The 26,501-nt window shown below is 71.2% G+C and carries 22 protein-coding genes; 16 read left to right on the top strand and 6 right to left on the bottom strand.

The genetic code is table 11. The annotated features are described in order from the left end of the window. Positions 1-27: 27 nt before the first annotated feature. The 7 genes from A9O67_RS12275 to A9O67_RS12245 all read left to right on the top strand — a co-directional run bounded on the left by A9O67_RS12275 (position 28) and on the right by A9O67_RS12245 (position 7,824). Positions 28-978, top strand: coding sequence for a histone deacetylase family protein (locus tag A9O67_RS12275; protein ID WP_068610757.1), 951 nt, complete (start codon positions 28-30; stop codon positions 976-978). Between the two features lie 33 nt (positions 979-1,011). Next, positions 1,012-1,812: an enoyl-CoA hydratase gene (locus A9O67_RS12270; RefSeq protein WP_068610755.1), complete on the top strand. Its 801-nt coding sequence runs from the start codon at positions 1,012-1,014 to the stop codon at positions 1,810-1,812. Then, positions 1,812-3,125, top strand: a complete 1,314-nt coding sequence (locus tag A9O67_RS12265; protein ID WP_068610825.1) for a mechanosensitive ion channel family protein — start codon at positions 1,812-1,814, stop codon at positions 3,123-3,125. Before A9O67_RS12270 ends, A9O67_RS12265 begins: the two co-directional genes overlap by 1 nt. 164 nt (positions 3,126-3,289) lie before the next feature. Continuing rightward, entirely contained in the window at positions 3,290-4,039 is a 750-nt protein-coding gene (locus A9O67_RS12260; RefSeq protein WP_068610751.1) for an electron transfer flavoprotein subunit beta/FixA family protein, read from the top strand. A 17-nt stretch (positions 4,040-4,056) separates the two neighbouring features. Beyond that, a complete protein-coding gene (locus A9O67_RS12255; RefSeq protein ID WP_068610749.1) occupies positions 4,057-5,001 on the top strand; it encodes an electron transfer flavoprotein subunit alpha/FixB family protein in 945 nt (314 codons plus the stop codon). A gap of 60 nt (positions 5,002-5,061) precedes the next feature. Further along, positions 5,062-6,852, top strand: a complete 1,791-nt coding sequence (locus A9O67_RS12250) for an acyl-CoA dehydrogenase (RefSeq protein ID WP_068610747.1) — start codon at positions 5,062-5,064, stop codon at positions 6,850-6,852. Positions 6,853-6,864: 12 nt separating this feature from the next. After that, positions 6,865-7,824, top strand: a complete 960-nt coding sequence (locus A9O67_RS12245) for an NAD(P)H-dependent flavin oxidoreductase (protein ID WP_068610745.1) — start codon at positions 6,865-6,867, stop codon at positions 7,822-7,824. 24 nt (positions 7,825-7,848) lie between these two features. Here A9O67_RS12245 and miaA read toward each other — a convergent pair whose 3' ends face one another. Genes miaA through tsaE form a run of 5 tightly spaced genes read right to left on the bottom strand, consistent with a single transcriptional unit; the run spans position 7,849 to position 14,023 of the window. Next, on the bottom strand, positions 7,849-8,898 hold the full coding sequence (miaA, locus tag A9O67_RS12240) for a tRNA (adenosine(37)-N6)-dimethylallyltransferase MiaA (RefSeq protein WP_068610743.1): 1,050 nt from the start codon (positions 8,896-8,898) through the stop codon (positions 7,849-7,851). Between the two features lie 9 nt (positions 8,899-8,907). Next, positions 8,908-10,164 (bottom strand): multidrug effflux MFS transporter, encoded by a 1,257-nt coding sequence (locus tag A9O67_RS12235; RefSeq protein ID WP_068610741.1) that lies wholly within the window; start codon positions 10,162-10,164, stop codon positions 8,908-8,910. Between the two features lie 29 nt (positions 10,165-10,193). Next, positions 10,194-12,110, bottom strand: coding sequence for a DNA mismatch repair endonuclease MutL (gene mutL / locus A9O67_RS12230; RefSeq protein WP_068610739.1), 1,917 nt, complete (start codon positions 12,108-12,110; stop codon positions 10,194-10,196). A gap of 9 nt (positions 12,111-12,119) precedes the next feature. Next, entirely contained in the window at positions 12,120-13,535 is a 1,416-nt protein-coding gene (locus tag A9O67_RS12225; protein WP_068610737.1) for an N-acetylmuramoyl-L-alanine amidase, read from the bottom strand. Beyond that, positions 13,532-14,023, bottom strand: coding sequence for a tRNA (adenosine(37)-N6)-threonylcarbamoyltransferase complex ATPase subunit type 1 TsaE (tsaE, locus tag A9O67_RS12220; RefSeq protein WP_231960347.1), 492 nt, complete (start codon positions 14,021-14,023; stop codon positions 13,532-13,534). The genes A9O67_RS12225 and tsaE overlap by 4 nt, the downstream gene beginning before the upstream one ends. A 34-nt stretch (positions 14,024-14,057) precedes the next feature. On the opposite strand from tsaE, the gene queG reads away from it, so the two are divergent. From queG to A9O67_RS12175, 9 genes are all read left to right on the top strand, one after another. Continuing rightward, on the top strand, positions 14,058-15,248 hold the full coding sequence (gene queG, locus A9O67_RS12215; RefSeq protein ID WP_231960346.1) for a tRNA epoxyqueuosine(34) reductase QueG: 1,191 nt from the start codon (positions 14,058-14,060) through the stop codon (positions 15,246-15,248). Positions 15,249-15,257: 9 nt separating this feature from the next. Then, positions 15,258-16,079, top strand: coding sequence for an MlaE family ABC transporter permease (locus A9O67_RS12210; protein ID WP_082955572.1), 822 nt, complete (start codon positions 15,258-15,260; stop codon positions 16,077-16,079). Between the two features lie 3 nt (positions 16,080-16,082). Next, positions 16,083-17,075 carry an MlaD family protein gene (locus A9O67_RS12205; protein WP_068610733.1) on the top strand — a complete coding sequence of 331 codons (993 nt, stop codon included), beginning with the start codon at positions 16,083-16,085 and terminating at the stop codon, positions 17,073-17,075. A 92-nt stretch (positions 17,076-17,167) separates the two neighbouring features. Continuing rightward, on the top strand, positions 17,168-17,866 hold the full coding sequence (locus tag A9O67_RS12200) for a hypothetical protein (protein ID WP_082955571.1): 699 nt from the start codon (positions 17,168-17,170) through the stop codon (positions 17,864-17,866). 105 nt (positions 17,867-17,971) lie between these two features. Then, positions 17,972-18,919 (top strand): hypothetical protein, encoded by a 948-nt coding sequence (locus tag A9O67_RS12195; RefSeq protein ID WP_082955570.1) that lies wholly within the window; start codon positions 17,972-17,974, stop codon positions 18,917-18,919. 84 nt (positions 18,920-19,003) lie between these two features. Further along, positions 19,004-19,825 (top strand): class I SAM-dependent methyltransferase, encoded by an 822-nt coding sequence (locus A9O67_RS12190; protein WP_068610819.1) that lies wholly within the window; start codon positions 19,004-19,006, stop codon positions 19,823-19,825. Beyond that, on the top strand, positions 19,822-20,259 hold the full coding sequence (rnhA, locus tag A9O67_RS12185; RefSeq protein WP_068610729.1) for a ribonuclease HI: 438 nt from the start codon (positions 19,822-19,824) through the stop codon (positions 20,257-20,259). The genes A9O67_RS12190 and rnhA overlap by 4 nt, the downstream gene beginning before the upstream one ends. Before the next feature lie 336 nt (positions 20,260-20,595). Beyond that, positions 20,596-21,642: an efflux RND transporter periplasmic adaptor subunit gene (locus A9O67_RS12180; protein ID WP_068610726.1), complete on the top strand. Its 1,047-nt coding sequence runs from the start codon at positions 20,596-20,598 to the stop codon at positions 21,640-21,642. A 21-nt stretch (positions 21,643-21,663) separates the two neighbouring features. Continuing rightward, entirely contained in the window at positions 21,664-24,729 is a 3,066-nt protein-coding gene (locus A9O67_RS12175) for an efflux RND transporter permease subunit (RefSeq protein ID WP_068610724.1), read from the top strand. Positions 24,730-24,797: 68 nt separating this feature from the next. Here the strand turns inward: A9O67_RS12175 and A9O67_RS12170 are convergent, their stop codons facing one another. Continuing rightward, positions 24,798-26,495: a PhoH family protein gene (locus A9O67_RS12170; RefSeq protein ID WP_068610818.1), complete on the bottom strand. Its 1,698-nt coding sequence runs from the start codon at positions 26,493-26,495 to the stop codon at positions 24,798-24,800. Between the last annotated feature and the right edge of the window lie 6 nt (positions 26,496-26,501).

The following is a 26,501-nucleotide window of genomic DNA, read 5'->3' as shown; positions in this document are numbered from 1 at the left end:
GGCGCGTCGCCCCCCAATCCGTCTGCCATGAAACCGACCGGTTACTACACCCACCCCGCCTGCGTCCGGCACGACATGGGCCCCGGCCACCCGGAGTGCCCCCAGCGGCTCGGGGCCATCGACGACCGCCTGCTGATCACCGGCCTGCTCGATGCCCTGGAGCAGCGCACCGCCACCCTGGCCTCGGCCGCTGAGCTGGAGCTGGCCCATGATCGGCTGTATGTCGCGGCCATCCGCGGGTTGAGCGACGAGTTGCGCGATGCCATCGCGGCGGGCGGGCCGCAAACGTTGTCCGTCGACCCGGACACGGCGCTCAATCCCCACACCTGGGAGGCCGCGCTGGCCGCGGCCGGCGCCGCGATCGACGCCGCCGAGGCGGTGGTCAACGGCGAGCTGGCCAATGCCTTCTGCGCCGTGCGCCCGCCGGGGCACCACGCCTGCCGCAACCGGGCGATGGGATTCTGCTTCTTCAACAACGTGGCGGTGGCGGCCAAATACGCGTTGCAGCGGCTGGGGTTGCAGCGCGTGGCGATCGTGGACTTCGACGTGCACCACGGCAACGGCACGGAGGATATCGTCGCCGGCGACGAGCGCATCCTGATGTGCAGCTTCTACCAGCACCCGTACTACCCGGAGTGGGACCACCGCGACGACGCCAACCTGGTCAATGTGCCCGTGCCGGCCTACACCAAAGGCATGGACGTGCGCGAGCTGATCGAGATGATGTGGCTGCCGCGGCTGGAGGCGCACCGCCCGCAGCTGATCCTGATCAGCGCCGGCTTCGACGCCCACCGCGAGGACGACCTCGGCCAGCTTGCGCTGGTGGAGCAGGACTACGTCTGGATCACGCAGCGGCTGATGGACGTGGCGCGCCGCCATGCCAAGGGCCGCATCGTCAGCGTGCTGGAGGGCGGCTACAACCTCAGCGCGCTGGCGCGCAGCGTCGAGGCGCACGTGCGCACGCTGGCCGACCTGTGACGGCGAACGCCTCCGTAACGAGGAGACCTACCCATGTCGATGAGCGAGCAAGAGCCCATCTTGTTGCACCAGCGTGATGCGCGCGGCGTGCACACCCTCACGCTCAACACCCCCAAGACTTTCAACGCGCTCAGCGAGGCGATGCTGGCGGCGCTGTCGGCCAAGCTGGACGAGGTGGCGGCCGACGAAGCCGGGCGCGTGCTGGTCATCGCGGCGGCGGGCAAAGCGTTTTGCGCCGGGCACAACCTCAAGGAAATGCGCGCCAACCCCAGCCTGGCGTACTACCAGCAGTTGTTTGCCCAGTGCTCGCGCATGATGCTGCAGATCCAGCGCCTGCCGGTGCCGGTGATCGCGCGCGTGCAGGGCCTGGCCACGGCGGCGGGGTGTCAGCTGGTGGCGCAGTGCGACCTGGCGGTGGCGGCCGAGGAAGCGCGCTTTGGCGTCAACGGCATCGACGTTGGCCTGTTCTGCGCCACGCCCAGCGTGCCGCTGGTGCGCAACGTACCCACCAAAGTGGCGATGGAAATGCTGTTGACGGGCGAATTCATCGGCGCGCACGAGGCGCACGCGCGCGGTCTGGTCAACCGCGTGGTGCCGCTGGAGGCGCTGGACGCCGAGGTCGAGCGGCTGGTGACGTCGATCCTGGCCAAGCCGCGTGCGGCCATCGCGATGGGCAAAGCGGTGTTTTACCAGCACCGGGAGACCGGCATCGAAGCCGCCTACCAGTTGGCCGGGCAGACGATGGCGTGCAACATGATGCACGAGGTGGCGCAGGAAGGCGTGCAGGCGTTCGTCGAAAAACGCGCCCCGGCGTGGCGCAGCGGGGGGGTGTGATGGCGCGCTCGCCGGTTCCGCTGGACGATCTGCAGGCGTGGCTGCGCGCCTTTGCCCAACCCGGCGCGCTGCTGGAGCTGGGCGTGCTGGCGCTGGCAGGGGCGCTGGGGTGGTTGGCAGTGCGCGGGTTGCAGCGCGCGTTCAACCCGGATGCCGAGCGCTCGATCTGGTTTGGCCGCCGCGGCATCGACGGCGTGCTGTTTCCGCTGCTGTGGCTGGTGCTGGCTTACGCCGGGCGGACGCTGACGGCGATGTGGGTGCCGCGTGCGGTGTGGAGCGTGGCCATCCCCGCGCTGATCGCGCTGGTGGCGATTCGGGTCGGCGTCAAGGTGCTGGAGGTGGCGTTTCGCGGCGCGCCCTGGCTGCGCCCGGTGGAGCGGTCGCTGTCGTGGCTGGCGTGGCTGGCGGCAGTGGCTTGGATCACCGGGTTGCTGCCGGTGGTGCTGGCCGAGCTGGACCAGATCCACTGGAAGCTGGGCGGCAGCACGGTGTCGGTGCGCACGCTGCTGGAAGGCGCGCTGTCGGCTGCGGTGGTGCTGATCGTGGCGTTGTGGGTGTCGTCGGCCATCGAGGCGCGGCTGCTGCGCGACGCCAGCGGCGAGTCGCTGTCGCTGCGCAAGGTCGCCAGCAACGCCACACGGGCGTTGTTGCTGTCCGTCGGGTTGATGCTGGCGCTATCGGCAGTGGGCATCGACCTGACGGCGCTGTCGGTGTTGGGTGGCGCCATCGGCGTGGGCATCGGCTTTGGCCTGCAAAAACTGGCCGCCAACTACGTCAGCGGCTTTGTCATCCTGACCGAGCGCAGCATGCGCATCGGCGACATGGTGCGCCTCGACGCCTTCGAAGGCGTGGTGGCCGACATCAAGGCACGCTACACGGTCATCCGCGCCGTCAGCGGGCGCGAGTCCATCGTGCCGAACGAGATGCTGATCACGCAGCGGGTGGAAAACCTGTCGCTGTCCGACCCGCGCGTGTGGCAGTCCACGGTGGTCAGCGTCGCCTACGACAGCGACGTCGACCTGGTGCGGCGGCTGCTGGAACAGGCGGCGCTGGAGCAGCCGCGTGTGCTGCGCGACCCCGCGCCGCTGGCGGCGCTGTCGGCGTTTGGCGCCGATGGGCTGGAGTTCACGCTGGGCTACTGGATCGCCGACCCGGAAAACGGCCAGCTCGGGCTGCGCTCGGCCATCAACCTGCGCATCTTGGCGCTGCTGCGCGAGCACGGGGTGGAGATCCCTTACCCGCAACGCGTGCTGCACCTGCGCGGCGCGCCCGCTGCGGTCGTCGCGCAGGCGACGGATGCGGGCGCGGGGTAGGGCTTGTGGCGCGCAGAGGCTGTGCCTATAATCGCCAAAAATCGAACGATCGTTCGTTTTTTGTGGTCCCGGCGCCGCCGGGGCCCGTACAATGGGGGCCGGGTTGACGTTGACGTAAACGTCAACCATGGCATACACGCTTTGGTCACCTTCAGGAGCAACGCATGAAGATCCTCGTCCCCGTCAAACGCGTGGTGGACTACAACGTCAAGGTACGGGTCAAGGCTGACGGCAGCGGTGTCGATATCGCCAACGTCAAGATGAGCATGAACCCGTTCGACGAGATTGCGGTGGAAGAAGCCGTGCGCCTGAAGGAAAAAGGCGTGGCCACCGAGATCGTGGCGGTGTCGTGCGGCGTGGCGCAGTGCCAGGAAACGCTGCGCACCGCCATGGCCATCGGCGCCGACCGCGCCATTCTGGTCGAGACTGACGCCGAGCTGCAGCCGCTGGCGGTGGCCAAGCTGCTGGCGGCGCTGGTGCAGCGCGAGTCGCCGCAGCTGGTCATCCTGGGCAAGCAGGCCATCGACGACGATGCCAACCAAACCGGCCAAATGCTGGCCGCGCTGCTCGATTGGCCGCAGGCCACCTTTGCCTCCAAGGTCGAGGTCAAGGGCGACGAGGTCGAGGTCACGCGCGAGGTCGACGGCGGCCTGGAGACGCTGGCGCTGAAGCTGCCGGCCATCATCACCACCGACCTGCGCCTCAACGAGCCGCGCTACGTGACGCTGCCCAACATCATGAAGGCCAAGAAAAAGCCGCTGGACACCGTCAAGCCCGCCGACCTCGGCGTAGACGTGACGCCACGGCTGCAGACGCTGCGGGTGGCCGAGCCGCCCAAGCGCAGCGCCGGCATCAAGGTGCCTGACGTGGCCACGCTCGTGGACAAGCTCAAAAACGAAGCCAAGGTCATTTGAGGAAAGGACGCGCCACCATGACCATCCTCGTCATTGCCGAACACGACAACGCCTCCCTCAAGGGCGCCACGCTCAACACCGTTGGGGCGGCGCTGAAACTGCAAGCCGCCGGTGCCGGCGACATCCACGTGCTGGTGGCCGGCCAAGGGGCCGCGCCGGCGGCGCAGGCGGCGGCGCAGATCGCCGGCGTGGCCAAGGTGCTGCACGCCGACGGCGCGGCGTTGGCGCACGGCCTGGCCGAAAACCTGGCGGCGCAGGTGCTGGCGCTGGCCGCCGGCTACAGCCACATCCTGCTGCCGGCCACCGCCGCCGGGCGCAACGTGGCGCCGCGCATCGCCGCCAAGCTGGACGTGGCGCAGCTCAGCGACATCACCGCGGTGGTGGACCTGCACACGTTCGAGCGCCCGATCTACGCCGGCAACGCCATCGCCACCGTGCGCAGCAGCGACGCGCAGCACGTCATCACCGTGCGCACCACCGCGTTCGACGCGGCGCCGGCCAGCGGCGGTGCCGCCGTGGTCGAGTCGGTGCCGGCGGTGGATGACAGCGGCAAGAGCCGCTTTGTGGCCAGCGAGCTGGCCAAGAGCGACCGCCCCGAGCTGACCGCCGCCAAGATCATCGTCTCCGGCGGGCGTGCGCTGGGCAGCGCCGAGAAGTTCAACGAGGTCATCACCCCGCTGGCGGACAAGCTGGGGGCGGCCATCGGTGCCAGCCGCGCCGCTGTCGACGCCGGCTACGCGCCCAACGACTGGCAGGTCGGGCAGACCGGCAAGATCGTCGCGCCCCAGCTCTACGTTGCCGTGGGCATCAGCGGCGCCATCCAGCATCTAGCGGGCATGAAGGACTCCAAGGTCATCGTCGCGATCAACAAGGATCCGGAGGCGCCCATCTTCAGCGTGGCCGACTACGGCCTCGAGGCGGATCTGTTCCAGGCCGTCCCCGAGCTGGTGCAGGCCCTCTGATTCGGTCATCGACAAGCGGGCATCCGAGGGATGCCCTTTTTTTGCCCTAGGAGCCACCCCATGACCTTCAAGGCCCCCGTCAAGGACATGCTCTTTGCGATGGAGCACCTGGCGCAGTTGGACCAGATCGCGCAGATGCCCGGTTTCGAGGAAGCCAACCTGGAGACCGCCCAGGCCGTATTGGAAGAATGCGCGCGCCTGAACGAGGAAGTCATCTCCCCCCTGAACTGGGAAGGCGACAAGAACCCGTCCTGGTTCGAGGATGGTCAGGTGCGCACCACCCCCGGTTTTGCCGAAGCCTTTCGCCAATACGCCGAAGGCGGCTGGCAGGGGCTGCAGCACCCCGCCGAGTTCGGCGGCCAGGGCCTGCCCAAGACGATCGGGGCGGCCTGTGGCGAGATCCTCAACGCCGCCAACCTCAGCTTTGCCCTGTGCCCGCTGCTGACCGACGGCGCCATCGAGGCGCTGCTGACGGCCGGCAGCGACGCGCAAAAGGCCACCTACATCCCGCCGATGATCGAGGGGCGCTGGACCGGCACCATGAACCTGACCGAGCCGCAGGCCGGCAGCGACCTGTCGCTGGTGCGCACGCGCGCCGAGCCGCAGCCGGACGGCACCTACAAGATCTTCGGCACCAAGATCTTCATCACCTACGGCGAGCACGACATGGCCGAGAACATCGTGCACCTGGTGCTGGCCCGCGTGCAAGGGGCGCCCGAAGGCGTCAAGGGCATCAGCCTGTTCATCGTGCCGAAGTTCCTCGTCAACCCGGACGGCTCGCTGGGCGCGCGCAACGACGTGCACTGCGTCAGCATCGAGCACAAGCTGGGCATCAAGGCCAGCCCCACCTGCGTGCTGCAGTACGGCGACCACGGCGGCGCCATCGGCTACCTGGTCGGTGAAGAAAACCGCGGCCTCGAGTACATGTTCATCATGATGAACGCCGCCCGCTACGCCGTGGGGGTGCAGGGGATTGCCGTGTCCGAGCGCGCCTATCAGAAGGCCGTGCAGTACGCGCGCGATCGCATCCAGAGCCGCCCGGTCGATGGCAGCGTGGCGGGTGCGGCGCCGATCATTCACCATCCGGACGTGCGCCGCATGCTGATGACGATGCGCGCGCTGACCGAAGGCTGCCGCGCCATGGCCGCGGTGGCCGCCGCCGCCTACGACGCCGCCCACCACCACCCGGACGAGGCCACGCGGCGCCAGAACCAGGCCTTCTACGAATTCATGGTGCCGTTGGTCAAGGGCTACAGCACCGAGATCAGCCACGAGGTCACGAGCCTGGGCGTGCAGGTGCACGGCGGCATGGGCTTTGTGGAGGAAACCGGCGCGGCTCAGTACTACCGCGATGCCAAGATCTTGACCATCTACGAAGGCACGACGGCCATCCAGGCCAACGACCTGGTCGGGCGCAAGACCGCGCGCGATGGCGGGGCGACGGCACTGGCCATTGCCGCCCAGGTCCAGGCCACGGAGGCCGCGCTGGCCGCCAGCGGCACCGAGGCGGCGCGCGCCGTGCAAGTGCGCCTGCAGGCCGCGCGGCTGGCGTACGAGGAGGTGGTTCGCTTCATCGCCGCGCAGGCCAAGGCCGACCCGGTGGCCGCCTATGCCGGCAGCGTGCCGTACCTGATGTTGGCTGGCAACCTGATGGCGGGCTGGCAGATGGCGCGCGCGCTGCTCGCCGCCGAGCGGGAGCTGGCCGCCGGTCGTGACGAAGCGTTCATGCGTGCCAAGATCGCCACCGTGCGCTTCTACGCCGACCACATCCTGACCCGCTGCGGCGGCTGGCGCGACGGCATCGTGGCCGGCCACACCCCCATCGCCGACATGGCGCTCGACGCATTCTGAGGAGACGGACCCATGTCACGACTGCCCGCCGTGTTGCAGCGCGTGCCGTTCCCCGTGATCGGCTCGCCGCTGTTCATCATCAGCAACCCCAAGCTCGTCATCGAGCAGTGCAAGGCCGGCATCGTCGGGGCGATGCCCGCGCTCAATGCGCGGCCCGCTTCGCAGCTCGACGAATGGCTGGCCGAGATCACCGAGACGCTGGCGGCTCACAACGCCGCGCATCCGGAGCAGCCGGCCGCGCCCTTTGCGATCAACCAGATCGTGCACAAGAGCAACGACCGGCTCGAGCACGACATGGCGCTGTGCGAGAAGTACAAGGTGCCCATCGTGATCACCAGCCTGGGCGCGCGCGAGGACGTCAACCAGGCCGTGCACGGCTGGGGCGGCGTGGTGCTGCACGACATCATCAACAACACCTTTGCGCACAAGGCCATCGACAAAGGGGCCGATGGCCTGATCGCCGTGGCGGCCGGCGCGGGCGGCCACGCCGGCACCAAGAGCCCGTTCGCCCTCATCCAGGAAATCCGCCAGTGGTTCGACGGACCGCTGGCGCTGTCGGGCTCGATGGCCACGGGGTCGGCGGTGCTGGCGGCGCAGGCGATGGGGGCGGACTTCGCCTACATCGGCTCGCTGTTCATCGCCACCGACGAGGCACGCGCGAGCGACGCCTACAAGCAGTGCATCGTCGAGTGCAACTCGGACGACATCGTCTACAGCAACCTGTTTACTGGCGTGCACGGCAATTACCTCAAGCCGTCCATCCGCGCTGCGGGTCTCGACCCGGACCACTTGCCCGAGAGCGACCCGAGCAAGATGAACTTTGGCGACGGCGCCAAGAAGGCGTGGAAGGACATCTGGGGCTGCGGACAGGGCATCGGCGTCGTGGATGCGGTGCGGCCGGCGGCCGAAGTGGTCGCGCGCCTCAAGCGCGAGTACGCGCAGGCCCGCGCGCGGCTGTGCGCCGGCGTCTGAGCGCGCCGCCATCCGCTCTGCCCGTCAGACGGTCGTGGCTGGGGATGGGGCGCTGCCCTCATTCCCCCACGCCGAGCGGACCTTTGCCAGCACGGCCGGCACGGGGTCGTCCAGGGTGTCGATGGCGATCACCTCGCGCTGGGGGATCGAGCGCAGCCAGGTGAGCTGGCGCTTGGCCAACTGCCGGGTGGCCGCGCAGCCGCGCTCCCACAGCGCTCGTTGCGCTTGCGCGTCCAGCGCCTCGTGGCCATGGGCCGCGGCGGCGTCCAGGGCCTCCCACGCCTGGCGGTAGCCGACGCAGCGCATCGAGGGCAGTTCGGGGCCCAGATCGCCCCGCGCGCGCAGGCGCCGGACTTCGTCCACCAGACCCTCGGCCAGCATGGCGGCAAAGCGCGCGTCGATGCGCCGGTGCAGCCAGGCCCGCTCGCCGGGCTCCAGCGACAGCAGCCGCCCGGGCACGCCATCGATGTGCAGCGGGTTCGGGGCCTTGTCATCCGCGGGCTGGGTCCAGCGGCGCTGCAGCGCCGACAGCGGCTGCCCCGTGGCGCGCCACACCTCCAGCGCCCGACCGATGCGCTGGGCGTCGGTCGGCGGCAGGCGCGCCGCGGTTACCGGGTCCACGCGGGCCAGCTCGGCGTGCAGCGCGGGCCAGCCGCGCAGGCGCGCGTCGGCTTCGATGGCGGCACGCAGCGCCGGATGCGCCGGCGGCAAGTCGTCCAGCCCGTCGAACAGCGCCTTGAAGTACAGCATCGTGCCGCCGACCAGCAGCGGCCAGCGCCCGCGGGCCCGGATCTCGGCCACCAACCGGCGCGCATCGCGTACGAACTCGGCCGCGCTGTAGGCCTCGCGCGGGTCGCGGATGTCGATCAGGTGGTGCGGCGCCGCGGCCCGCTCGGCCGCGGTGGGTTTGGCGGTGCCGATGTCCATGCCGCGGTAGACCAGGGCCGAATCGACGCTGATGATCTCCACCGGCCAGCACGCGGCGATGGCCAGGGCCAGTGCGGTCTTGCCGCTGGCCGTGGGCCCGGCGATCGCCAACCAGCCGCACGCCGGGGGGCTGTGATCGGGCTGCATGGGGCGCGATTATCGCGTCGGCCCCGGCGCCGGCATGGGGGCGGAGCGCACCTCGCCGTGGCGCTGCACCAGGGTCCACGCCACGGCGGCGATGACCACGGCCCAAAACCACAGACCGTTGGTCAGCGGATAGACCCCCGTCTCCGCCCCGGTGGACATGCGCGTGCCCAGCCAGGTGCCCATGCCGAATGCGGTCAGCATCATGACGAAGCCGGACAGCGCCGACGCCGCCCCCGCCGCCTGCGGAAAGGGCGATACCGCGCCGCTCTGCCCGCAAGGCTGGTGCACCCCGTGCGCCAGGATGAACAGGTAATACGGCCCCATGATGGCCCATGTGGTGTGCAGGCCCAGCAGCGCCAGCACACCGCACAGCGTGCCCCCAGTGAGGGTGAAGCCGGCCGCCACCGCCACCGTGCGGCGCACCCCCAGACGGGGGATGAGGCGCCGGCACACCACGGTTCCGGTGATGTACACCATCGACATCGACAGCATCAGCAGGCCGTAGTGCGTCTTGCTCAAGCCAAGCACGGTGATGAAGACGAAGGACGACGTCGCCAAAAACGTGAACAGCCCGCCATAGGAGGTCGCGGCCAGCAGCGCCCAGGCCCAGAAGGTCGGGTGGCGCGCGATGCGGCCCCAGATGCGCAGCATCTCGCGCGGTTGCAGGGCCTGCGGGTTGGGCGCGGGCAGCGTCTCGCGAAAGCGCAGCACCACCAGGGCCAGGGCCACGGCCGAAAACACGGCCAATGCCGCCAGCGTGACGCGCCAGCCATAGTGCTCGGTCAGCCAGCCGCCCAGCGGGCCGCTGATGCAGGCGAACAGCCCCAGCCCGCTCAGGCCCTTGGACATCATGCGCGCACCGTCCGCCGGGGCATACAGATCGCGCACGATGGCGCGTGCGCCCATCACCGACGCCCCCATCGCCGCGCCTTGCACGATGCGCCAGAGGATGAGCTGCTCGATGTTGGCCGCCAGCGCATTGCCGATCGAGGCCAGCACATACGCGCCGAGGCCCGCCAGCAGCACCGGGCGCCGCCCGAAGCGGTCCGACACTGGCCCCCACACCAGTTGCGCGGCACCAAAGGACAGCAACAGCGCGGTCAGCGTGGCCTGCACCTGCGACATGGGCGCGGCAAAGGCCGCCGTAATCGCTGGCAGGGCGGGCAGATACAGGTCCGTCGCCAATGGCTGGATGCCCAGCAGCAGGGACAGAAAGACGACGACCCACCCAGGGGTCATCTCGGCACGGGCGGGGGCGGTCTGCATGGTTATGGATGGTAACAACAAGCCGCCCGTCACCGCCCGCGCAGAAACAGCGCGTCGAGCTCCCGCAGACTGAGCTGGCGCCAAGTGGGGCGACCGTGGTTGCACTGGTCGCTGCGTTCCGTGGCTTCCATCTGGCGCAGCAAGGCGTTCATCTCGTCCAGCGTCAGGCGGCGGTTGGCGCGCACCGCGCCGTGGCAGGCCAGGGTGGCAAGCAGCTCGTTGCGGGCCCGCTCCAGCACGCGGCTGCCGCCGTGTTGGTCCAACTCTGCCAGCACCGCGCGGGCCAGCGCCACGGCGTCGGCCTGGGCCAGCAGCGCCGGCACGGCCCGCACCGCCAGCGTTTGCGGCGAAAACGGCACCACCTCCAGGCCCAGGGCTTGCAGCACGTCGGCGCAGCGCTCGGCCGTCGCCACCTCCAGCGGGGTGGCGGCAAATGTCGCCGGCACGAGCAGCGGCTGGCAGGGCATGGTCGATTCGCCCAGCCGGTCGAACTGCGCTTTCAGCCGCTCGTAGACGATGCGCTCGTGGGCGGCGTGCATGTCCACCAGCACCAGACCCTGCGCGTTTTCCGCCAGGATGTAGATGCCGTGCAGCTGGGCCAGTGCGCGGCCCAGCGGCCAGTCCTGCGAGCGGTCCAACGTCGGCTCGCCTGACGTGGGGGCAGGCGGGGATGTAGGGGCAGCGGGGACGGGCGGATCGGGCCATCCCGGCAGCCGGGGCCACGCCTGCGGCTCATGCGCGCGCCAGTCCAGGGCGGCCGCGCGCTGGTAGCGGGTGGTGTCCCAAACGGATGGCGGTCGCGGGGCGTCGGGGGCCGCGGCGGCCGGCCCTCCGCGGGATGGGGTCACGGCCTCGGGCGGGGCGCCGGCGTCCTCAATGGGCATTGGTGTGCGCCCGGTGCTGCGCGGGGCGGCCAGCACCGCCTCCACCGCCCTTTGCACCGCTTGGTGTACCGCGCCGCTGTCGCGAAAGCGCACTTCGATCTTGGTCGGGTGCACATTCACATCCACCGCGCGCGGATCGAGGGTCAGGAACAGCACATAGGCCGGCTGGCGCTGCCCGTGCAACACATCCTCGTAGGCGCTGCGCACCGCGTGCGTGATGACCTTGTCGCGCACGAAGCGCCCGTTGACGTAGGCAAACTGGCGGTCGGTGCGGGCACGGGCCGCGTCGGGCAGCCCCACCCACCCCTGCAGGCGCAGCGGGCCGGCGCTGCTGTCCACGGGCAGACTCTCGGCGACGAAGTCGCCCCCCAGCGCGTCGGCGATGCGCCGCTGCCAGGCCAGCGTGGCGTCCAGGTCGTTGCAGGCGCGCCATTGCTGCACCAGCCGGCCGTCGTGCCAGATGGCAAAGCCCACGTCCGGCCGCGCCAGCGCGTGGCGGCGCACGGCCTCGATGCAGTGCGCCAGTTCGGTGGCATCGCTTTTGAGAAATTTGCGCCGCGCCGGGGTGGCGTAGAACAGCTCGCGCACCTCCACCGTGGTGCCCGGGGGACGGGCGGCGGGCCGCAGCTCGCCGCTGCGCGCGTCCAGGCTCCAAGCATGGCCGCTGGGGTCGTCCGCGGGGCGCGACAGCAGGGTCACCTCGGCGATGGAGGCGATGGCCGCCAGCGCCTCGCCCCGAAAGCCCATGGTCAGGACCGACTCCAGCTCGGTCAAGTCGCGGATCTTGCTGGTGGCGTGCCGCTGCAGGGCGGCAGGCAGTTCGTCGCGCGGGATACCGCAGCCGTCGTCCTCCACGGCGATCAGCCGCACGCCCCCCGCGGCCAGCCGCACGGTGATCTGGCGCGCGCCCGCATCCAGCGCGTTGTCCACCAGCTCGCGCACCACGGAGGCCGGGCGCTCCACCACCTCGCCGGCGGCGATCTGGCTGATCAGCTCATCGGGCAGCGGGCGGATGGCCCGGCGCTGGGGCGTGGAGGGGGCAAGGGACGGCAGCGCGTTCACCCGGCCATTCTAGGCGGCGCGGTTGCGCGCCAGCGGCGGGTTGCGCTCGAAATAGCGCCGGATGCCGCGCTCCAGCGCTTCGGCCATGCGGGCCTGGAAGTCCGGATCGCGCAGTCGGCGCTCCTCCTCCGGGTTGCTGATGAAGGCGGTCTCGACGAGCACGCTGGGGATGTCCGGCGCCCGCAGCACGGCAAAGCCCGCCTGTTCCACCCGCGGCTTGTGCAGATCGCCGACGCGGTCGATCTCGCGCAGCAGCGTCCCGCCGAGCTGGAGGCTGTCGTTGATCTGCGCCGTCATGCTCATGTCCAGCAGGGTTCGCTGCACCGTCGCGTCCTTGACCGAGACGGGCAGCCCCCCGATGCGGTCGGCCGCATTCTCGCGGTTGGCCAGCCAGCGTGCCGCCGCGCTGGAGGCCCCGCGGTCGCTCAGGGCGTAAACGCTGGCGCCGCGCGGTCGCGGGGAGAAAAAGGCGTCCGCATGGATGCTGACGAACAGGTCCGCCTGCACCCGTTGCGCCTTTTGCACCCGCACATGCAGGGGCACGAAGTAATCGTCGTCGCGCGTCATGAACACGCGCACCGGGTTGCCGTTGATGCGCGTGCCATCGAGCCGGTCGCGCAGCCGGTGCGCGATGGCCAGCACCACGTCCTTCTCGCGCGTGCCGTTGGGGCCGATAGCGCCCGGGTCTTCACCCCCGTGGCCGGGGTCGAGGGCGACCACGATCAGCCGCTCGGTCGTCGGCCGCCGGGTCGCGGGGGCGGCCGCGGTCGGCGGGGCGGGGGCTGGGGCCGATGTCGGTGCAGGGGGCGATGCCGGGGCGGGTGCGCCAGCCGCCGCGGTGCGCGCGGGCGGGGCAGGGGGTGGGGCCATCTCGCGCTGCTCGCGCCGGGCGATCAACTCGGCGATCGGATCCGCGGCTGGCGGCGGTGGGCTGTCGGAGCCGCGGCCCACGTGTCGCGCAATCAGTTCCTCCAGCGGATCGGGCGGCGCCAGGGGGTATAGGTCCAACACCAGGCGGTGCTGATAGGCGGCCACGGGGTCGAGCTGAAAGACCTGCGGGCCGATCGGTTGTTTGAGGTCGATGACCAGCCGCACCGTGTCCGGCGTGAACAGGCCGACCCGCACCCGGGCCACGAACGGATCGTCCGGCTGCACCCGCTGCACCAGCTCCTGCAGGCTGGGCAGCAGATCCGCCCCGCGGATGTCCACGGCCAGCCGGGGAGGGTCGGCCACATACACCGGCGTGATCTGCAGTGCGGTGTCCGATTCGATGGTGACGCGCGTGTAATCCCGCGCGGGCCACACGCGCACGCCCACCACCCGCGCGGCCCAGACCGGCCAGGCCCCGGCGCCGCCCGCCAGCAGCGCCAGTGCGCGCAACCACCGTAGCGCGGCGCGGCGGTGGGGGTTCGGCCCCGTCGTCATGACAGGGCCGCCAGCAGGGCCAACCCGCGCGGCGTGTGCGCGGTGGGGACGATGCGGCGGGTGTCGTCCCCGTCGTGGTGGAACAGCAGGTCGAGGTCGGGCATGGGCAGCAGCGATCCGGCCTTCTCGGGCCATTCGACGAGCTTGAGCCCGGGGGATGCGAACAGTTCCCGCAGACCGGCGTCCTCCCACTCCCGGGGGTCGTCGAAGCGGTACAGGTCCGCATGCCAGGCGGGCGGCATCGTGGGGCCACCCGCCGGTGCTGGCAAGTCGTAGGGCTCCACCAGCGCATACGTCGGGCTTTTGATGCGCCCCGTCACCCCCAGCGCGCGCAGCAGGTGCCGCACGAAGGTGGTTTTGCCGGCGCCCAGATCGCCGCGCAGGGTCAGCAGGGCGTCGGCCAGCGACGGATCGGCACGCATGGCCGCGGCCAGCCGCTGGGCCAGCCGGGCGGTTTCGTCTTCGCTGGTGGCAACCCAAGCGGACATGGGGGCAAGGGACGGATGCGGTGGGGTCGAGGGCATGGACTTTCTACAATGGCGCGGCATGCAGCCGCCACCCGCTTTGGGCCCGCAGCCCGATTTACCATCCGAGCCCGCGGGGGCCTCGGGCGAGGGGCTGGTCGAGCGCATCCGGGGGTGGGCGCATGCCTTGGGATTTTCCCAGATCGGCGTCAGCGGCGTGGACCTCTCGAGCGCCGAGCCCGGCCTGCAGGCGTGGCTGGCGGCCGGCTTTCACGGGGGCATGGCCTACATGGCGCGGCACGGCCTGCGCCGCGCCCGGCCGGCCGAGCTGGTGCCAGGGACGCTGAGCGTCATCACCGCACGCATGGACTATCTGCCCCGGGGGGCGCCGCCCGATTGGCGCGATCGCGAATGGGCGCGCCTGGCCGATCCGGACGCGGCGACGGTTTCGCTCTACGCCCGCGGGCGGGACTATCACAAGGTGCTGCGCCGGCGGCTGCAGCAGCTCGCGCAGCGCATCGAGGCCGAGCTGGCCGGCCCCGCGGGTGGCGACGCGCGACCCGTGCTGCGCCCCTTCACCGACTCCGCCCCCGTCCTCGAGGTGGAGCTGGCCTCGCGCAGCGGCCTGGGTTGGCGCGGCAAACACACGCTGGCGCTGCACCGCGACGCGGGTTCGATGTTTTTTCTGGGCGAGATTTTCATCGACCGAGCGCTCCCCCCCACGCCGCCGGTGGCTGCGCACTGCGGGCGTTGCCGCGCCTGTCTGGACGTCTGTCCGACCGGGGCCATCGCCGCGCCCTACCGCTTGGATGCGCGGCGGTGCATCTCGTATCTGACCATCGAACACGACGGCCCGATCCCCGTGCCCCTGCGCCGCGCGCTGGGCAATCGCATCTACGGGTGCGACGACTGCCAGCTCGTGTGCCCGTGGAACAAATACGCCCGCCGCAGCCCGCTGCCCGACTTCGACGCGCGCGAGGCGCTGGCCGCGCCGCGCCTGCTGGACCTGTGGGCGTGGAGCGAGGCGGATTTTTTGCGCCACACCGAGGGCAGCGCCATCCGCCGCATCGGTTACGAGCGCTGGCGGCGCAACCTCGCCGTGGCCCTGGGCAATGCGCGGGCAGCGGCCCGCGCGCGCGGTGACGGGGCGGCGCAGGCGGCGCTGGCGGCGGCGCTGGCCACGGCGCGCGACGACCCGGCCACGCCGCCCCTGGTGCGTGAGCACATCGACTGGGCGCTGCTGGACTAACATGCGGTCATGGCTGCGCCACCCCCGCCCCCACCAGACCGACCGCGCACCGAGCGCGGGGTCGGGCACGTCTGGCCCCGGGTTTGGGGTCAGGTCTGGGGCGATGCCTGGGGGCACTGGGGGGCGTTGTTGCGGCTGACGGGGCGGGTGTTGGCATGGGCCTGCATGCGCTCCAGCTACCGCGGCGCGCGCTGGCGGGCACTGGCCGAGCAGCTCGTGGCCGCCGCCGTCCCGGCCGTCTGGTGGTACGCGGTGCTGTCCGCCCTGTTCGGGCAGGTGCTGATACGCATCGTCGTCGTCACCGCCATCGGCTATGGGCTCACCCAGTACGCGGTCGAGATGGTGGTGCGCGTGCTGGTGCTGGAGCTGATCCCGCTGACCGCCGCGTTGTTCGTGCTGCTGCGGGTCACCCTGGGGCACGGCCTGGCCCTGCAGCGGCTGCGTGACGAGGGCGCTTTCGACGACGTGCGCCGGGCGGGTGGCGACCCCATGCGCGAACTGGCGCTGCCCCGCGTGTTGGCCGGGGTGTTCGCGACGCTGTTGCTGGTGGCACTGAGCTGCGTGCTGGCGCTGGTTCTCGCGTATCTCAATCTGTACGGCTTCACCCCGTGGGCGCTGGGGAGCTATACGCGTGCCGTGGGGCAGATCTTCGACCCGGCAGTCACATTGATCTTTGCCCTCAAGACCCTGGGGTGTGCGCTGGCCGTCTCGCTCGTGCCGATGGCCGCCGCCTTCGAGCCCGTACCGCAGGGCGAGCTCCGGGCCCTGGTGCGCACCGCGGCGGTGCTGCTGCTCGTGGAACTCGCGTCCCTCATTGGCAACTACTATTGAGGCATGCGCAACGCGTCCGATCTTCCCCCCGAGGCTGCCGAGGCCAGTGCGTCCGGTGTGGAGCGCCGCGCCCGCTGGCTGCTGGTGCTGCTGGCCGGGCTGCTGGTCGCCTCGGCCGCCTATCTGCTGTACGCCCGTGGGGTGTTCGAGCCTACGCAGACCCTGGTGCTGGTGGCCGACGACGCCGAAGGGGTGAGCGTCGGTATGGATTTGACGTTTTCCGGTTTTCCCATCGGGCGTGTGCGGCGCATCGAGCTGGGCGGGGACGGCTACGCCCGCATCCTGGTGGATGTGGCGCGGCGCGACGCCCACTGGCTGCGCGAAAGCAGCGTCTTCACCATGGAGCGGGGCTTGGTCGGCGGCACCCGCTTGCGCGCCTACACCGGCGTGTTGGAGGGGCCGCTGCTGCCCGATGGTGCCCAGCGCCAGGTGCTGCGCGGCGACGCGCTGGCGGATTTGCCGCGCATGGTCAACGCCGCGCGCGAGCTGCTGGAGCAGCTCAAGGCCATGACCGACCCTGACGCCCCGCTCAACGCCAGCCTGCGCGAGGTGCGCCAGCTCCTGCAAAAGGCCAACGGGCGCGACGGCGTGCTCGGTGTGCTCATGGGCAACGAGGCCGACCGGACGCGCGTCACGGCCGCGCTGGACGATGTGCGCCGCCTGCTGCAGCGCCTGCAGGGCGTGGCCGACCGTGCCGATGCGCTGGTCCAGCGCACCGACCAGCGCGTGTTTGGCGCGCAAGGGCTGGCCGACGATGTGCAGGCCAGCGCACGCGAGGCCCGTGACCTGCTGGTTGGCCTGCGCGCGACCCTGCAGCGGGTGGACGGCGTGCTGGCGGAGGTGCATGGCATCGCGGTCAACACCCGGTCCGCGACGCAGGACCTCGACGCCCTGCGCGTCGAAGTGGAAGCGACGCTGCGCCGCGTCGACGGCATGATCCTCGACATCCAGCGCCGTTGGCCCTTCAGCCGCGACGCCGAGGTGAAGCTGCCATGAGCCGACACGGGAGGTTCTCATGGGGAGGCGGGGCCGAGCGGTCGTCCGAGGGGGTGTCCGCGGCGGCATCCATGGCGTTTCGGATCGCCTCAATGGTGGCCTTGGCCGCCGTGGCGGCAGTCCTGTCCGGATGCGCCGCGCCAGCCGTGCCGGTCTGGCGCATCGAGGCCAGCCGTGCCGTCGAGCAGGCGGTGACTTCCACGCTCACCGGCCGCAGCCGCGCGGCCCAACAGCAGTGGCGCACCGCGCACGAGGCCGCGGCCAGCGCCGGTCGGGCCGACGTGCTGGCGCGTGTCGCGCTGGCGCGCTGTGCCGTGGAGCAGGCCGCCTTGACGCGCGATGCCTGCGCGGCGGCCCAGCCCTATCTGGCCGATGCCGGCCCCCAAGAACGGGCGTATGCCGCCTACCTGGGGCTCGCGCAGGCGGGCGAGGGGGGCGTATCCCCCGCCCGTCCGACGGCCAGCGACCTGCCCGGCCCGCATCAAGCCATTGCCCGCGCGCTGGAAGCCGGTGCCACGCCGGCCGAGCTGGCGCGGCTGCTCGCGGCCATCGACGATCCCCTGGCGCGGCTGGTGGCCGGCGGGGTGGTCTGGCAGGCAGGCCGTCTGGATGCCGCGGGCGTGTCGCTGATGGTCGACACCGCATCGCAGCAGGGGTGGCGGCGGCCACTCGCGGTGTGGCTGGGCGTGCAGGCGCGATTGGCCGAGGCCGCCGGTGACACCGAAGCCGCCACGCGCGCCCGGCGCCGGCTGGACTGGGTGTTGGGGCCGGCTGCCACGGGCACGCCGTGACGGTCCGCGCGCTTGCGGCACAATGTGGGCACGGACACCTTCTTACCGCATCGACTTTGGGGCAGCCCTGGCCGCCCCCGGCCTTTAGCCGGAGTATCCCCGTTTATGAAAACCAAATTTCACCTCAACAAACGTTCCTCTGGCCGTCATAGCAGCGCGGGCGCGCAGCCCCAGTCGGGGGGCGGATCCGTCGTCGCGCTGGTCGACGAACGTTATCTGGCGTGGCTGGCCTCGCAGGTCACCGGCAATCCGCGCACGGCCATCCAGCGCGCCCCGTTGGCGGCGGTGCTGGCCCATCTGGCGCGATTGGCCGGGGCCGAATCCCCGCTGCTGCGCACGGTGCTCTACACCGATGCCGCGCCGACCGATCTGTACGACGATGTGGTGCTGCGCCTGGTGCCGCCGCATGCCACGGATGGCGGCCTGAGCTTGGTCCGCGCCCTGGGCCAGGAGTTGATCCAACTGGCCCGCCACGGGGCCGCCTGGCTGCTCGTGGCCAGCGACGACGAGCGGTTGATCCCCTACATCGACGAGGCCCAGGCGCGTGGCGCGCGCGTGGTGTTGGTGGCCGACGACGCGGTGCACGACTTTAGCCGGCTGGCCGCCGACGACCCGAGCTGGGCCCGCCTGCTGATGCAGGCCGACCGGCGCGTGGCCGTGCCAGTGGGGGCGTGGGACTCGCTGACCACGCCGGGCGCCGGTTACTATGCCCAGCGCGCCGGCCAACCCGAGGGTGACGAGCCGGACGGCGCGGGGGCACCGCCCGCCGATGCGCAGGCCGAACCCGACGAGCAATGGCGCGCGCAGGTCGGCCGCATCATCCAGGACTGGTGGGCCGACGAGCCGGAAGACGACCGCTTGGATTTGGCCGATGCCATGCGCAGCCAGCACGGCGTGCCGCCGGAGACCGACCGGCGCATCCTGATGCAGATCCGGCGCGAGCTGGGCCGCAACCTGAGCTTCCCGGAAAAGCGCCTGATGCGCGAAATGGTGCGCGCCACCGTCCTGGGCGAGGCCCCAGCACCCGCTGCGGTGGATGTGGCCCCGGATTGATCGCCCCCGATCGTGAGCGGACCGCTGCACGGCGCCCCATCCACCGACGCCCCCGCACGGGCCCCCTCCACCCTGGGGTGGGAGCTGGCCGCGTGGTTCCAGACCCCGCCGGGCCGGTATTTGCTGGACTGGGAGCGGACGCGGTTTGCCGAAGCCGTCGCCGACGCCTTTGGCTACCACGCCCTGCAGTTGGGGTTGCCCCAACTCGATGCCCTGGCGGGCAACCGCATGCCGCACCGCTGGCTGGCCCTGCCCGAGGTGCCAGGCTCGCCTCATGCGCCTGATTCACCGGGCACGTCCAACGCCGCATTGCCCCTCGCGCTCACCCCTCTAGGGCGGCGGGTGGACCTTGTGAGCCATGCGGCGGCGCTGCCGTTTCCTGCCGCCAGCCTGGATTTGGTGCTGCTGCCCCACACGCTGGAGCTGAGCGCCGATCCGCATGCCGTCTTGCGCGAGGTGGAGCGTGTGCTCGTGCCCAACGGGCGGGTGGTCATCACCGGCCTCAACCCCGCCAGTTGGTGGGGGCTGCGCCAACACCGCGCGCACTGGATGGCGCGCATCGGCCTTGGGCGGACGCGGCTGGCGCGGCTGTACCTGCCAGAGGCCGGCGCCTTCATCGGGCCGTGGCGGCTGCAGGACTGGCTGCGGCTGCTGAGCCTGGAAGTCGAGCAGCTGGCCTACGGCTGCTACCGCCCCACCGTGCGCAGCGAACGCTGGCTGCAGCGCTGGGCCTGGATGGACCGCTGGGGCCCGTGGGCCTGGGCACCGTTGGGTGCCGTGTATTTCATCGTTGCCGTCAAGCGCGTGCGCGGCATGCATCTGCTCGGGCCGGCGTGGCGGCCGACGCGCGCCGCCGCCGCCCCGGCCGTCGTGGCGCGCCGCGACGGCGACCCCTCCCGACCATGACCGACGTCACCATCTACACCGACGGGGCCTGCAAGGGCAACCCCGGGCCCGGCGGCTGGGGCGCGCTGCTGCGCGCGGGCCAGGCCGAAAAAGAACTCTGGGGCGGTGAGCCGCAGACCACCAACAACCGCATGGAGCTGACCGCGGTGATCGAGGCGCTGGCGGCGCTCAAGCGCCCGTGCCGCGTGCACCTGTACCTGGACAGCGAATATGTGCGCAAGGGCATCACCGAATGGCTGCCCGGGTGGAAGGCGCGCGGCTGGAAGACCGCCGAGCGCAAACCGGTCAAAAACGACGACCTGTGGCGCCGGCTGGACGAACTGGTGCACGGCCGCGGCCACGAGGTCCACTGGCACTGGGTGCGCGGCCACAGCGGCGACCCCGGTAACGAGCGTGCCGACGCGCTGGCCAACCGCGGCGTCCCCGGGCGCTAATCCGCGGCGGGGCCGTCCCACGCGTTTACACGGCGGAAACGCGCTTCCGCTACAGTGCATGTCCATTGACGACCACGACGGGAACACGGCATGGCTTTAGGCAACAGACCGGTGGCATCGCTGGCGGGGGCCGCATTGATCGCCTTGGCCGCGGGCGCCTGGTGGTGGCAGCGGCCGGCGCCGGCGGGCGCTGACCCAGGGCCTGCTTCCGCCGTGGCCGCCACTGGTGCGCCGGGCAGTCCGGCGGCGGCCCCGTCGGGCGGGGCGCCCGGTGGACGCTCGGGAAGTCCCAGCGCGGCGGGACCGGGCGGCCCCGGCCGCGGTGGCCCGCCGGCGGTGGAAGTGGCGCCGGTCGAGACCGCCCCGATCGTGGAGGAGTCGCAGGCCGTGGGCACGTTGATGGCGCGCCAGCGCGTCGTCGTGCGGCCGGAGGTGGCCGGGCGCATCGTCGCGATTGGTTTTGGTGACGGTGCCCCGGTGCGCAAGGGGCAGCTGCTGGTGCAGTTGGACGATGCGCTGCAACGCGCAGAGCTGGCCCAGGCGCAGGCGCAGCTGACGGTGCAGCAGGCCAACCTGCGCCGCCACGAGGAGCTGGTGGCACAGGGCTTCGTCGCGCAGCGTGTGCTGGACGAAAGCCGCGCCGCCGTGCAGGTGGCCCAGGCGCAGGTGGACCTGGCGCAGGCGCGGCTGGCCCGCATGCGCATCGTGGCGCCGTTCGACGGCGTGGCCGGCATCCGCGCCGTGCACGTCGGCGAGTACGTCAAGGACGGCGCGGAGCTCGTGCATCTGGAGGATCTGTCGCAGCTGGTGGTGGACTTTCGCCTGCCCGAGCGGCTGCAGCCGCGCGTGCGCGTCGGCCAGCCGCTGCGGCTGCAGGTGGACGCGCGCCCCGGGCAGACGGTGCCGGCGCGCATCGTCGCCATCGACCCGGCGCTGGACGCCGACGGGCGGGCGCTGGTGGTGCGCGCGGCGCTGGACGGCGGCCGCCACGGCCTGCAGCCCGGCATGTTCGTGCGCGTGGCGCTGGAGCTGGGCCGCGACGACGCGGCGCTGCTGGTGCCGGAGGAGGCCATCGTGCCGCAGGGGCAGCAGTTCTTCGTCTGGCGGCTGCGCCCGGCGGCAGGGGAAGCTCCGCCGGAGGTCGAGCGCGTCGCCGTGCGGCTGGGACTGCGCCGTGACGGCCAGGTACAGGTCACCCAAGGCCTGCAGGCCGGTGACACCATCGTCATCGCCGGCCAGCAGCGCCTGCAGCGCGACGGCACGCCGGTGCGCGTCGTCGACCCGAACCGCCCCGGGCCGGGCGGGCCGGCGGGGGCCTCAGGCGGCGGCAAACCCGGCGCTGGTCAGCCCGGCGGCGGCGCCCCCGCGCGGCCTAGCGCCTGACGCGGCGCGAGGAGCGGCCCCATGCAGTTGCCCGAAATCGCCATTCGCCGCCCGGTGTTCGCCACCGTGCTGTCGCTGCTGATCGTGCTGGTCGGCTGGGTCTCGTTCCAGCAGCTCGCGGTGCGCGAGTACCCGAAGATCGACGAGCCGGTCGTCACCGTCACCACGCGGCTGGCCGGCGCCTCCAGCGAGGTGATCGAATCCACCGTCACCAAGCCGCTGGAGGATTCGCTGGCCGGCATCGAGGGGGTGGACGTCATCACCTCGATCAGCCGGCCGGAGCAGAGCCAGATCACGGTGCGCTTCCGGCTGGAGCGCGACCCCGACGCCGCCGCCGCCGAGGTGCGCGACAAGGTCGCGCGCGTGCGCGGCCGCTTGCCGCAGACGGTGGACGAGCCGGTGGTGGCCAAGGTGGAGGCGGATGCCTTTCCGGTCATCTGGATCGCGCTGTCGTCCGATCGCTACAGCCCGCTGGAGCTGACGGATCTGGCCAACCGCATCGCCAAGCCGGTGCTGCAGACCGCCACCGGCGTGGCCGAGGTGCGCATCTTCGGCGAGCGGCGCTTCTCGATGCGGCTGTGGCCGGACCCGGATCGCCTGGCGGCCTACGGCCTGACGGTGCAGGATCTGGAGGACGCGCTGCGTCGCGCCAATCTGGAGGTGCCGGCCGGCCGCGTCGAAAGCCGCCTGCGCGAATTCAACGTCACCGCCGCCACCGACCTGCAGACGCCGGAGCAGTTCCGCGCGGTGGTGATCCGCGAAGTGGGTGGCCTGCCGATTCGCGTCGGCGATGTGGCGCGCGTCGAGCAGGGCGCGGCCGACGAGCGCTCCTTCGTGCGCCTCAACGGCCGCGACACCGTGTCGCTCGGCGTCATCCGCCAGGCCACGGCCAACCCGCTGGAGATGTCGGCCGCGGTGCGTGCGCTGCTGGACAAGGTGCGCGCCGACCTGCCCCCCGGCATCGACGTGCAGGTCGCCAACGACAACTCGGTGTTCATCGACCGCTCGATCAAGGCCGTCTACGCGACGATCCTGGAGGCGGTGGTGCTGGTGACCCTGGTCATCGTGGTGTTCCTGCGCAGCGCGCGCGCCTCCATCATCCCGCTGGTGACGATTCCGGTGAGCTTGATCGGGGCGTTCGCGCTGATGGCGCTGTTCGGCTTCACCATCAACACGCTGACGCTGCTGGCGCTGGTGCTGGCCATCGGGCTGGTGGTGGACGACGCCATCGTCGTGCTGGAGAACATCCACCGCCACATCGAGGAGGGCATGACGCCGCTGGCCGCGGCGATCAAGGGCTCGCGCGAGATCGCGTTCGCGGTGGTGGCGATGACGCTGACGCTGGCGGCGGTGTACGCGCCGCTGGCCTTCACGCCGGGGCGCACCGGGCGGCTGTTCGCGGAGTTCGCGCTGGCGCTCGCCGGGGCGGTGCTGGTGTCGGGGTTCGTGGCGCTGACGCTCTCCCCGATGATGTGCGCCAAGCTGCTGCGCCATCAGGCGCAGCCGGGCTGGTTCGACCGCACGATGGAGCGAGCGCTGCAGGCGCTCACTCGCGGCTACGGCGCGGCGCTGGCGGTGGCGCTGCGCTGGCGCTGGGCCGTGGTGGGGGTGATGCTGGCCAGCGCGGCGGCAAGCGTCTGGCTGCTGCGCACCACCAAGCAGGAACTCGCGCCGCTGGAGGACCGCGGCGTCATCCTCACCATCGTCAACGCGCCGGACGGCGCCACCGCCGCCTACACCTCGCGCTACGCCGCCGCCATCGAGCGCATCGGCGCGCAGTACGAGGAGTTCGACCGCATCTTCGCGCTGGTCGGCAACCCCACCGTGTCGCAGGCGACCGTCTTTTTCCGCGCCAAGCCGTGGGAGGAGCGCCAGCGCTCGACGCTGGAGCTGGCGCGCGAGATCGCGCCGAAGGTCGCCGGCCTGCCGGGCGTGACGGCGTTTCCGATCACGCCGCCGTCGCTGGGGCAGGGCTTTCGCGAGCGGCCGGTCAATTACGTCATCACCACCAACGACAGCTACGCCAACCTGGCGCGCGTGGTCGGCGAGTTCCAGCGCCGCATGGCGCAGGTTCCGGGCTTCCTGCAGGTGGACACCGACCTGCGCATGAACAAGCCCGAGCTGCGGCTGGAGGTGGACCGCGAGCGCGCCGCGGCGCTGGGCGTCAGCGTCGACGCGGTGGCGCGCACGGTGGAGACGATGCTGGGCGGCCGCGTGGTCGGCCGCTACAAGCGCGAGGGCGAGCAGTACGACGTCATCGTGCAGACCGCGGCCAGCGATCGCAGCGTGCCGCAGGACATCGAGCGGCTCTACGTGCGCGGGCGCAACAACGCGATGGTGCCGCTGTCGGCCCTGGTCAAGGTGCAGGAGGTGGTGGCGCCGCGCGAGCTGAACCACTTCGCGCAGCGGCGCAGTGCTTCCCTCTCCGCCAACCTGGCGCCGGACTTCGGGCTCGGCGAGGCGCTGGCGACGATGGACCAGATCGCGCGCGAGGTGCTGCCGGAGGGCTACACCACCGACCTCAACGGCCAGAGCCGCGAATTCCGCGCCGCCTCCGGCGCGCTGGCGCTGGTGTTCGTGCTGGCGCTGCTGTTCATCTACCTGGTGCTGGCGGCGCAGTTCGAAAGCTTCCTCGACCCCTTCGTCATCATGCTGTCGGTGCCGCTGTCGATGCTCGGGGCGCTGGCGGCGCTCAAATGGAGCGGCGGCACGCTCAACGTCTTCAGCCAGATTGGCCTGGTCACGCTGGTGGGCCTGATCACCAAGCACGGCATCCTGATCGTCGAATTCGCCAACCAGCTGCGCCAGCAGGGCCTGGAGACGCTGGCCGCGGTGCGCCGTGCCGCCGAGCTGCGCCTGCGCCCGATCCTGATGACCACCGGCGCGATGGTGCTGGGCGCGATCCCGCTCGCCCTGGCCACCGGCGCCGGGGCGGAGAGCCGCCAGCAGATCGGCTGGGTCATCGTCGGCGGCATGAGCGTGGGCACGCTGCTGACCATCTTCGTCGTGCCGACGATGTACCTGCTGCTGGCCCGCCGGCGCGTGCCGGGGCCGGATCGGACGGTGGTGGAAGGAGGGGCTGCCTGATCGTCCTGGTTTGCACTACATGTCATATCCCGGACGATTGTTTTCGAGCGACACGGACCTTTGCTCTTTCACAACACCTCACTCGCAAAATCCGCCAGCCGTGACCGCTCGCCGCGCGCCAGCGTGACGTGGCCGCCGTGCGGCCAGCCCTTGAAGCGGTCCACCACGTAGGTCAGGCCGGAGGAGCCCTCGGTCAGGTACGGGGTGTCGATCTGCGCCAGGTTGCCCATGCAGACCAGCTTGGTGCCGGGGCCGGCGCGGGTGATCAGCGTCTTCATCTGCTTGGGCGTGAGGTTCTGCGCCTCGTCGATGATGACGTACTTGTTCAGGAAGGTTCGGCCGCGCATGAAGTTCATGCTCTTGATCTTGACGCGGCTGCGGATGAGGTCGTTGGTGGCGGCGCGGCCCCATTCGCCGGCGCTGTTGCGCGCGCCCTGGGCCAGGAACTCCAGGTTGTCGTCCAGCGCGCCCATCCACGGGCCCATCTTCTCTTCCTCCGTGCCGGGCAGGAAGCCGATGTCCTCGCCGACGCTGACGGTGGCGCGCGTCATGATGATCTCGCCGTAGCGGCGCTCGTCCAGCACCTGCGTGAGGCCCGCGGCCAGCGCCATCAGCGTCTTGCCGGTGCCGGCGGTGCCGGCCAGCGTGACGAAGTCGATGTCCGGGTCCATCAGCAGGTTGAGCGCAAAGTTCTGCTCGCGGTTGCGCGCGGCCACGCCCCAGACGGCGTTCTTCAGGTGCGTGTAGTCCTTGAGCGTGCGCAGCACGGCGGTCTTGCCGCGCAGCTCGACGACGCGGGCGTACAGCGGCGGCTCGCCCGGCGCCTCGTAATACACAAACTGGTTGAGCAGCAACTGCTCGACGATGGCGCCGCCGATCCGGTAGAAGGTGTGGCCGCCCTGCTGCCAGCTCTCCACGGTTTTGTTCTGTCGCGTCCAGAAGTCCGGCGGCAGCGCCAACGCCCCCGTGTAGAGCATGTCGGCGTCGTCGAGGGTTTTGTCGTTTTCGTAGTCCTCGGCGGCCAGGCCCAGCGCGCGCGCCTTGATGCGCATGTTGATGTCCTTGGACACCAACACGACGTCGCGGTCCGGGTGGCGGGCCTTGAGGGCCTGCACCACCGACAGGATTTGGTTGTCGGCCTTGCCCTGCGGCAGGTCGTCGGGCAGCGCATGCGGCAGCAGCTCGGTCTGGAAGAACAGGGTGCCGCTGGCTTCGCCGTTGCCCAGGGCGGCGAGGGTGAGTCCTTGGCGGATGTCCCCGTTGGCGCTGGCGGCCAGGGCGTCGAGGGTGCGGCTGGCTTGACGCGCGTTGCGCGCGACCTCGCTCATGCCCTTTTTGTTGTTGTCCAGCTCTTCCAGCACGATCATCGGCAGGAAGATGTCGTGCTCCTCGAAGCGGAACAGGCAACTGGGGTCGTGCATCAGCACGTTGGTGTCGAGCACGAACAGGCGCTTTTGGCCGGTGTGCGTGGACCGGCGCCGCGGCGTGGGCTTTGCCGCTGCGGTGGCCGGGGTCGGCGCGGCGGCCGCAGGCGCCTCGGTCACGGGGGCGGGGGCCGCGCCTTTGCGCTGCCCGGTGCGTCGGCTGCGCGATGGGGGCGAGGCGGCGGGAATGGCAGCGCTGGCGGCCGCGGGCGAGGGTGAGGGCGCGACGGCTGGTGCAACGGTGTCCGCCGTGGGCTCGGGCGGTTGGGCCGAAGTGGCGCGGGGGGATTTTTTGAGATCGACGCGATCGGCCTTGCGGCTGGGGGGCGGGGGCAGTGGCATGAAATC

The sequence above is a fragment of the Tepidimonas fonticaldi genome, assembly GCF_001675355.1.
Taxonomy (GTDB): domain Bacteria; phylum Pseudomonadota; class Gammaproteobacteria; order Burkholderiales; family Burkholderiaceae_C; genus Tepidimonas; species Tepidimonas fonticaldi.
This window is presented reverse-complemented; position numbering and strand designations above follow the sequence as displayed.

Excerpts from the sequence above, each read along its gene's own strand:
- A9O67_RS12275 (WP_068610757.1), top strand. The coding sequence starts at position 28 with ATGAAACCGACCGGTTACTACACCCACCCCGCCTGCGTCCGGCACGAC.
- A9O67_RS12270 (WP_068610755.1), top strand. The coding sequence starts at position 1,012 with ATGTCGATGAGCGAGCAAGAGCCCATCTTGTTGCACCAGCGTGATGCG.
- A9O67_RS12265 (WP_068610825.1), top strand. The coding sequence starts at position 1,812 with ATGGCGCGCTCGCCGGTTCCGCTGGACGATCTGCAGGCGTGGCTGCGC.
- A9O67_RS12260 (WP_068610751.1), top strand. The coding sequence starts at position 3,290 with ATGAAGATCCTCGTCCCCGTCAAACGCGTGGTGGACTACAACGTCAAG.
- A9O67_RS12255 (WP_068610749.1), top strand. The coding sequence starts at position 4,057 with ATGACCATCCTCGTCATTGCCGAACACGACAACGCCTCCCTCAAGGGC.
- A9O67_RS12250 (WP_068610747.1), top strand. The coding sequence starts at position 5,062 with ATGACCTTCAAGGCCCCCGTCAAGGACATGCTCTTTGCGATGGAGCAC.
- A9O67_RS12245 (WP_068610745.1), top strand. The coding sequence starts at position 6,865 with ATGTCACGACTGCCCGCCGTGTTGCAGCGCGTGCCGTTCCCCGTGATC.
- miaA (WP_068610743.1), bottom strand. The coding sequence starts at position 8,898 with ATGCAGCCCGATCACAGCCCCCCGGCGTGCGGCTGGTTGGCGATCGCC.
- A9O67_RS12235 (WP_068610741.1), bottom strand. The coding sequence starts at position 10,164 with ATGCAGACCGCCCCCGCCCGTGCCGAGATGACCCCTGGGTGGGTCGTC.
- A9O67_RS12225 (WP_068610737.1), bottom strand. The coding sequence starts at position 13,535 with ATGACGACGGGGCCGAACCCCCACCGCCGCGCCGCGCTACGGTGGTTG.
- tsaE (WP_231960347.1), bottom strand. The coding sequence starts at position 14,023 with ATGTCCGCTTGGGTTGCCACCAGCGAAGACGAAACCGCCCGGCTGGCC.
- queG (WP_231960346.1), top strand. The coding sequence starts at position 14,058 with ATGGACTTTCTACAATGGCGCGGCATGCAGCCGCCACCCGCTTTGGGC.
- A9O67_RS12210 (WP_082955572.1), top strand. The coding sequence starts at position 15,258 with ATGGCTGCGCCACCCCCGCCCCCACCAGACCGACCGCGCACCGAGCGC.
- A9O67_RS12205 (WP_068610733.1), top strand. The coding sequence starts at position 16,083 with ATGCGCAACGCGTCCGATCTTCCCCCCGAGGCTGCCGAGGCCAGTGCG.
- A9O67_RS12200 (WP_082955571.1), top strand. The coding sequence starts at position 17,168 with ATGGTGGCCTTGGCCGCCGTGGCGGCAGTCCTGTCCGGATGCGCCGCG.
- A9O67_RS12195 (WP_082955570.1), top strand. The coding sequence starts at position 17,972 with ATGAAAACCAAATTTCACCTCAACAAACGTTCCTCTGGCCGTCATAGC.
- rnhA (WP_068610729.1), top strand. The coding sequence starts at position 19,822 with ATGACCGACGTCACCATCTACACCGACGGGGCCTGCAAGGGCAACCCC.
- A9O67_RS12175 (WP_068610724.1), top strand. The coding sequence starts at position 21,664 with ATGCAGTTGCCCGAAATCGCCATTCGCCGCCCGGTGTTCGCCACCGTG.
- A9O67_RS12170 (WP_068610818.1), bottom strand. The coding sequence starts at position 26,495 with ATGCCACTGCCCCCGCCCCCCAGCCGCAAGGCCGATCGCGTCGATCTC.